This is a genomic window from Pseudomonas sp. NFACC05-1 (assembly GCF_900100135.1).
Taxonomy (GTDB): domain Bacteria; phylum Pseudomonadota; class Gammaproteobacteria; order Pseudomonadales; family Pseudomonadaceae; genus Aquipseudomonas; species Aquipseudomonas fluorescens_Q.
Map to the genome: position 1 here is coordinate 54978 of NZ_FMTR01000030.1, position 6000 is coordinate 60977.

Here is a 6000-nt window from a genome sequence, read left to right on the forward strand (position 1 = left end):
CGCAAGCCTGAACATCCGCCAATGAAATAACCGCTAACAATCACTCGCCATTGAAACCACCCCCCACCTGCCCCATCTAAGACCCATACCCCATTGCGCAGGTGCCCCATGAGCGACCAGCACTCTACCGAAGCCACTCACGATTACGCCGATTCCGACCACATCGAACACACCTCCTCCGGCACCGGCCTGGCGCTGCCTGGCCAGAATTTGCCGGACAAGGTCTACATCATCCCGATCCACAATCGTCCATTCTTCCCGGCCCAGGTGCTGCCGGTCATCGTCAACGAAGAACCGTGGGCCGAAACCCTGGAGCTGGTGGCCAAGTCCGACCATCACTCCCTGGCGCTGTTCTTCATGGACTCGCCCCAGGAAGACCCCCGCCATTTCGACACCTCGAAACTGCCGCTATACGGCACGCTGGTGAAGGTGCACCACGCCAGCCGGGAAGGCGGCAAACTGCAATTCGTCGCCCAGGGCCTGACCCGCGTGCGTATCCGCACCTGGCTCAAGCACCATCGCCCACCGTACCTGGTGGAAGTCGAATACCCGCACCAGCCGAGCGAGCCGACCGATGAGGTCAAGGCCTACGGCATGGCGCTGATCAACGCGATCAAGGAACTGCTGCCGCTCAACCCGCTGTACAGCGAAGAGCTGAAGAACTACCTCAACCGCTTCAGCCCCAACGACCCTTCGCCGCTGACCGATTTTGCCGCTGCGCTCACCTCCGCCACCGGCAATGAGCTGCAGGAAGTGCTCGACTGCGTGCCCATGCTCAAGCGCATGGAAAAAGTCCTGCCGATGCTGCGCAAGGAAGTCGAAGTGGCGCGGCTGCAGAAAGAGATCTCCGCCGAGGTCAACAACAAGATCGGCGAACATCAGCGCGAGTTCTTCCTCAAGGAGCAGCTCAAGGTCATCCAGCAGGAGCTGGGGCTGACCAAGGACGACCGCAGCGCCGATATCGAGCAGTTCGAGCAGCGGCTCGAAGGCAAGGTGCTGCCGGCCCAGGCGCAGAAGCGCATCGAAGAGGAAATGAACAAACTCTCGATCCTGGAAACCGGCTCGCCGGAATATGCCGTCACCCGCAATTACCTGGATTGGGCGACCTCGGTGCCGTGGGGCGTGTATGGCCAGGACAAGCTTGACCTCAAGCACGCGCGCAAGGTGCTCGACCAGCACCACGCCGGCCTGGACGACATCAAGGACCGCATCCTGGAGTTCCTCGCCGTCGGCGCCTACAAAGGCGAGATCAGCGGTTCCATCGTGCTGCTGGTCGGCCCGCCGGGCGTGGGCAAGACCAGCGTCGGCAAATCCATCGCCGAATCCCTGGGGCGGCCGTTCTACCGTTTCAGCGTCGGCGGCATGCGCGACGAGGCGGAGATCAAGGGCCATCGGCGCACCTACATCGGCGCCCAGCCGGGCAAGCTGGTGCAGGCGCTGAAAGATGTCGAAGTGATGAACCCGGTGATCATGCTCGACGAAATCGACAAGATGGGCCAGAGCTACCAGGGCGACCCGGCCTCGGCCCTGCTGGAGACCCTCGACCCGGAGCAGAACGTCGAATTCCTCGACCACTACCTGGACCTGCGCCTGGACCTGTCGAAAGTACTCTTCGTCTGCACCGCCAACACCCTGGACTCGATCCCCGGCCCGCTGCTGGACCGAATGGAAGTGATCCGCCTGTCGGGTTACATCACCGAAGAAAAAGTCGCCATCGCCAAGCGCCACTTGTGGCCCAAGCAACTGGCCAAGGCTGGCGTGTCCAAGGGCAGCCTGAGTATCAACGACAGCGCCCTCAAGGCCCTGATCGATGGCTATGCCCGTGAAGCCGGGGTGCGACAGTTGGAGAAACAGCTGGGCAAACTGGTGCGCAAGGCGGTGATGAAGCTGATCGACGACCCCAAGGCCGTGATCAAGCTCGGGCCAAAGGACCTCGAGGCCTCCCTGGGCAAACCGGTATTCCGCAACGAGCAGGTGTTGTCCGGCATCGGCGTAATCACCGGCCTGGCCTGGACCAGCATGGGCGGCGCGACCTTGCCGATCGAAGCGACGCGCATCCACACCCTCAATCGCGGCTTCAAGCTGACCGGGCAACTGGGGGACGTGATGAAGGAGTCGGCGGAAATCGCCCACAGCTACGTCAGTTCGCACCTGAAGCAATTTGGCGGCGATCCGAAGTTCTTTGACGAGGCCTTCGTTCACCTGCACGTACCGGAAGGCGCCACGCCCAAGGACGGCCCGAGCGCCGGCGTGACCATGGCCAGCGCGTTGCTGTCCCTGGCCCGCAACCAGCCGCCGAAAAAAGGCGTGGCCATGACCGGCGAACTGACCCTCACCGGGCACGTCCTGCCGATTGGCGGGGTGCGCGAGAAGGTCATCGCGGCGCGGCGGCAGAAAATCAACGAACTGATCCTGCCGGAAGCCAACCGGGGCAATTTCGAAGAACTGCCGGACTACCTCAAGGAAGGCGTCACGGTGCACTTTGCCAAGCGGTTTGCGGATGTGGCCAAGGTGTTGTTCTGATCGTTATACAGCGGCTGTACCGGCCTCATCGCGAGCAAGCTCGCTCCCACAAAGGAATCTTGTGAACGCCACAAGTCCCTGTGGGAGCGAGCTTGCTCGCGATGGGGCCCTGACAGACAACACATCCCCACCTGACACACCCAGTAGCATCTTCGGTTATGCTCGCCGTTCGTCGTGAATGCCGGAGCCGTTGCCCTTATGTCCCTCACTCGCCTGCTCGTCCCCCTCAGCCTCGCCCTGTTGAGCGCCTGCGCCACGCAGCCGAAACACAACGTGACCGTGGAAAAACTGAGCCAGTGCCCGGTAAGGCTCAATAACGGACAGAACCTGATCCTGAGCCTGCCCAGCAACCCCAGCACCGGTTATCGCTGGGCGATCCAGGATTCGGCCGGTGGTGTATTGAAGGGCTTGGGGCCGGAGGTTTATCGCAACCCGGAAGACGCCGGCATCGTTGGCGCCGCAGGTGTTTCGACCTGGCGCTTCCAGGCGTTCAGCGCCGGCACCGGGCGCTTGCGCCTGACTTATCAACAGCCCTGGGCCCCGGAAGTGCCGCCCGTGGAAACCTTTGACTGCGCCATTTCGGTGAATTGACCGTGGGCTGGCTGATCCTGGCACTGATGGGCGCAGTCACCTACCTGTACGGCCTGACCGTGCACGCCACACTCTTGTGCCTGCTGGTCAAGCCCATGCCGGTGCTGGCCCTGCTCGGCTGGCTGCACGATGCGCCGCCCAGTGACTATCGGCGCTGGGTCAGTCTCGGGCTGATTTTCTCGCTGGTGGGCGACGTATTGCTGGCCTGGCCGGGGGACCTGTTCGTGTTCGGCCTCGGCGCGTTCCTGCTGGCGCACCTGGCCTACCTGAAAGCCTACCTCAGCGACTGCCGCCGCCCGGCGCTGCTGCCCTTGGCCCTTGCCTTGGGCATCGGTGCGATGCTGTTGGGAGTCCTGGTGTCGAACGGCCTAGGGTCGTTGCTGGTGCCGGTGATTGTCTACGGCCTGGTCATCAGCGCCATGCTCTGGCGGGCGTTGGCGCGGCTGGGCACCGGTGTGCCCAAGCGTTCGGCGTGGCTGGCCGCCGCCGGGGCGCTGGCGTTTGTGTTTTCCGACAGCCTCATCGGCATCAACCGGTTCGTGCACCCCTTCCATGCCGCGCCTTACCTGATCATCATCAGTTATTGGCTGGGCCAATGGGGCATTACAGCGTCGGCGTTTACCCAAAAGCCACACGGAGCCAAATAATGTGGGAGCGAACCTGCTCGCGATAGCGGTCTATCAGTCATCATTATCGCTGGCTGAACCATCGCTATCGCGAGCAAGCTCGCTCCCACAGGTTTTTTGGTTAAAATGCCGGCCTTTTCACCACCCATGCCGCTGGAACCGCCGTGAGCAAAGACCCTGATCGCCTATTCGCCCAACCCCTGGCCCAAGTGCCGGACTTCGCCTTCAACGAGGACGTGGTGCGGGTGTTTCCGGACATGATCAAGCGTTCGGTGCCGGGTTACCCGACCATTGTCGAAAACCTCGGCGTGCTCGCCGCGCAATTCGCCCAGCCGGGCAGCGTGCTCTACGACCTGGGCTCGTCCCTGGGCGCCGTGACCCAGGCCCTGCGCCGCCACGTGCGCACCGACGGTTGCCGGGTAATCGCGGTGGATAACTCGGCGGCCATGGTCGAGCGCTGCCGCGAATACCTCAACGGCCAGGACTCGATGTTCCAGGAGCTGCTGCCGGTGGAAGTGATCGAAGGCGACATCCTCGCCCTGACGTTCCAGCCGGCCTCGGTGGTGGCACTGAACTTCACCCTGCAATTCATCGCGCCGGACCAGCGCACCGCACTGTTGAGCCGCATCCGCCAGTCCTTGCTGCCGGGTGGCGCGCTGATCCTGTCGGAAAAATTGCGCTTCAACGATGCAGAGGAACACGCCCTGCTCACCGACCTGCACGTGGCGTTCAAGCGCGCCAACGGCTACAGCGAGCTGGAAATTGCCCAGAAACGCAGCGCCATCGAAAACGTCATGAAGCCCGACAGCCTCGAAGAACACCGCGAACGCCTGCTCGCGGCAGGGTTCTCGAAAGTCGTGCCGTGGTTCCAGTGTCTTAACTTCGCCTCGTTGATTGCCCTGCCATGATCGATCTGTCCCCCCTCGCCCGCCATCTGGCCGGCACGCCCCTGGCCGATTGGGCCGCGACGCTGCAGACGCAACTCGACAGCAAGATGGAAAAGGGTCACGGCGACCTGGAGCGTTGGCAAAGCGCCCTCGATGCGCTGCCGGCCTTGCAACCCACCACCGTCGATCTGCTGAACGGCCTGACGCTCGACACCGATTGTTCCGACGAAACCCGCGCGCAGATGCGTACCGCGTTGATGGGCCTGTCGCCATGGCGCAAAGGACCTTTCGACCTGTTTGGCGTGCACGTAGACACCGAATGGCGCTCGGACTGGAAGTGGTCACGGGTGGCCCCGCACCTGGACCTGAAAGGCAAGCGCATCCTCGATGTGGGCTGCGGCAACGGCTACTACATGTGGCGGATGCTCGGTGCCGGCGCTGACACGGTGATCGGCGTCGACCCCAACTGGCTGTTCTTCTGCCAGTTCCAGGCGGTGCAGCGCTACCTGTCGCAGCCCAACGCCTGGCACCTGCCGTTTCCATTCGAAGCCTTGCCGCCGGAGCTGGAAGGCTTCGACACGGTGTTTTCCATGGGCGTGTTCTACCACCGGCGCTCGCCGATCGAACATCTGCTGGCGCTCAAGGACTGTCTGGTCAAGGGCGGCGAGCTGGTGCTCGAAACCCTGGTGATCGAGGGCGACGAACACCAGGTGCTGGTGCCCGAGGATCGCTACGCACAGATGCGCAACGTCTGGTTCCTGCCGTCGGTCCCGGCCCTGGAGCGCTGGCTGCGCCGCGCCGGGTTCAGCGATGTGCGTTGCGTGGACGTGAGCCTGACCACCGTAGAGGAACAGCGCAGCACCGAGTGGATGAAGTATCAGTCGCTGAGCGACTTCCTCGATCCCGCCGACCACGGCAAAACCATCGAAGGATTGCCGGCGCCGATGCGGGCGGTGATTGTGGCGCGTAAGTAAATAGCCCAGCCTTATTGGAGGCCAATGCTGTTCACTGGAGATGGTCAGAGTCACTGTGGCGAGGGAGCTTGCTCCCGCTGGGCTGCGCAGCAGCCCCCTCTCAAGCTCACTCAATCAACCTGATCCACCGCGTCGCCGGGCTCCAGGGCCGCTGCGCGCCCCAGCGGGAGCAAGCTCCCTCGCCACGGGAATTGGGCACGGCGCGGGTCAAGGGAATGCCTCGAATCAGTGTCAATTTCAAGAGCAAATCGGTTGGTCGACCGGAATGCTTTTGAGCTTTTGAGCTTTTGAGCTTTTGAGCTTTTGAGCTTTTGAGCTTTTGAGCTTTTAGGCTTTTGTGGCGAGGGAGCTTGCTCCCGCTGGGCTGCGCAGCAGCCCCCTCTCAAGCTCACTCAATCA

The 6000-nt window shown here is 62.7% G+C and carries 5 protein-coding genes; all 5 read left to right on the top strand.

Annotated features, from left to right (window positions below):
* Positions 1–108 precede the first annotated feature (108 nt).
* The 5 genes from lon (at position 109) to cmoB (ending at position 5601) form a co-directional block, all read left to right on the top strand.
* On the top strand, positions 109–2523 hold the full coding sequence (gene lon / locus BLO97_RS27500) for an endopeptidase La (RefSeq protein ID WP_092143911.1): 2415 nt from the start codon (positions 109–111) through the stop codon (positions 2521–2523).
* 198 nt (positions 2524–2721) lie between these two features.
* On the top strand, positions 2722–3114 hold the full coding sequence (locus BLO97_RS27505; RefSeq protein WP_092223301.1) for a protease inhibitor I42 family protein: 393 nt from the start codon (positions 2722–2724) through the stop codon (positions 3112–3114).
* Positions 3115–3116: 2 nt separating this feature from the next.
* Positions 3117–3761, top strand: a complete 645-nt coding sequence (locus BLO97_RS27510; protein WP_092349135.1) for a lysoplasmalogenase — start codon at positions 3117–3119, stop codon at positions 3759–3761.
* A 143-nt stretch (positions 3762–3904) separates the two neighbouring features.
* Complete coding sequence (gene cmoA / locus BLO97_RS27515; RefSeq protein ID WP_018611163.1) at positions 3905–4648, top strand: carboxy-S-adenosyl-L-methionine synthase CmoA; 744 nt, start codon at positions 3905–3907, stop codon at positions 4646–4648.
* A complete protein-coding gene (cmoB, locus tag BLO97_RS27520) occupies positions 4645–5601 on the top strand; it encodes a tRNA 5-methoxyuridine(34)/uridine 5-oxyacetic acid(34) synthase CmoB (protein ID WP_092143899.1) in 957 nt (318 codons plus the stop codon). The genes cmoA and cmoB overlap by 4 nt, the downstream gene beginning before the upstream one ends.
* The last annotated feature ends 399 nt before the right edge of the window (positions 5602–6000 follow it).

What these genes read in the sequence shown, in the direction of transcription:
- lon (WP_092143911.1), top strand. Translation starts at nt 109, where the DNA reads ATGAGCGACCAGCACTCTACCGAAGCCACTCACGATTACGCCGATTCC.
- BLO97_RS27505 (WP_092223301.1), top strand. Translation starts at nt 2,722, where the DNA reads ATGTCCCTCACTCGCCTGCTCGTCCCCCTCAGCCTCGCCCTGTTGAGC.
- cmoB (WP_092143899.1), top strand. Translation starts at nt 4,645, where the DNA reads ATGATCGATCTGTCCCCCCTCGCCCGCCATCTGGCCGGCACGCCCCTG.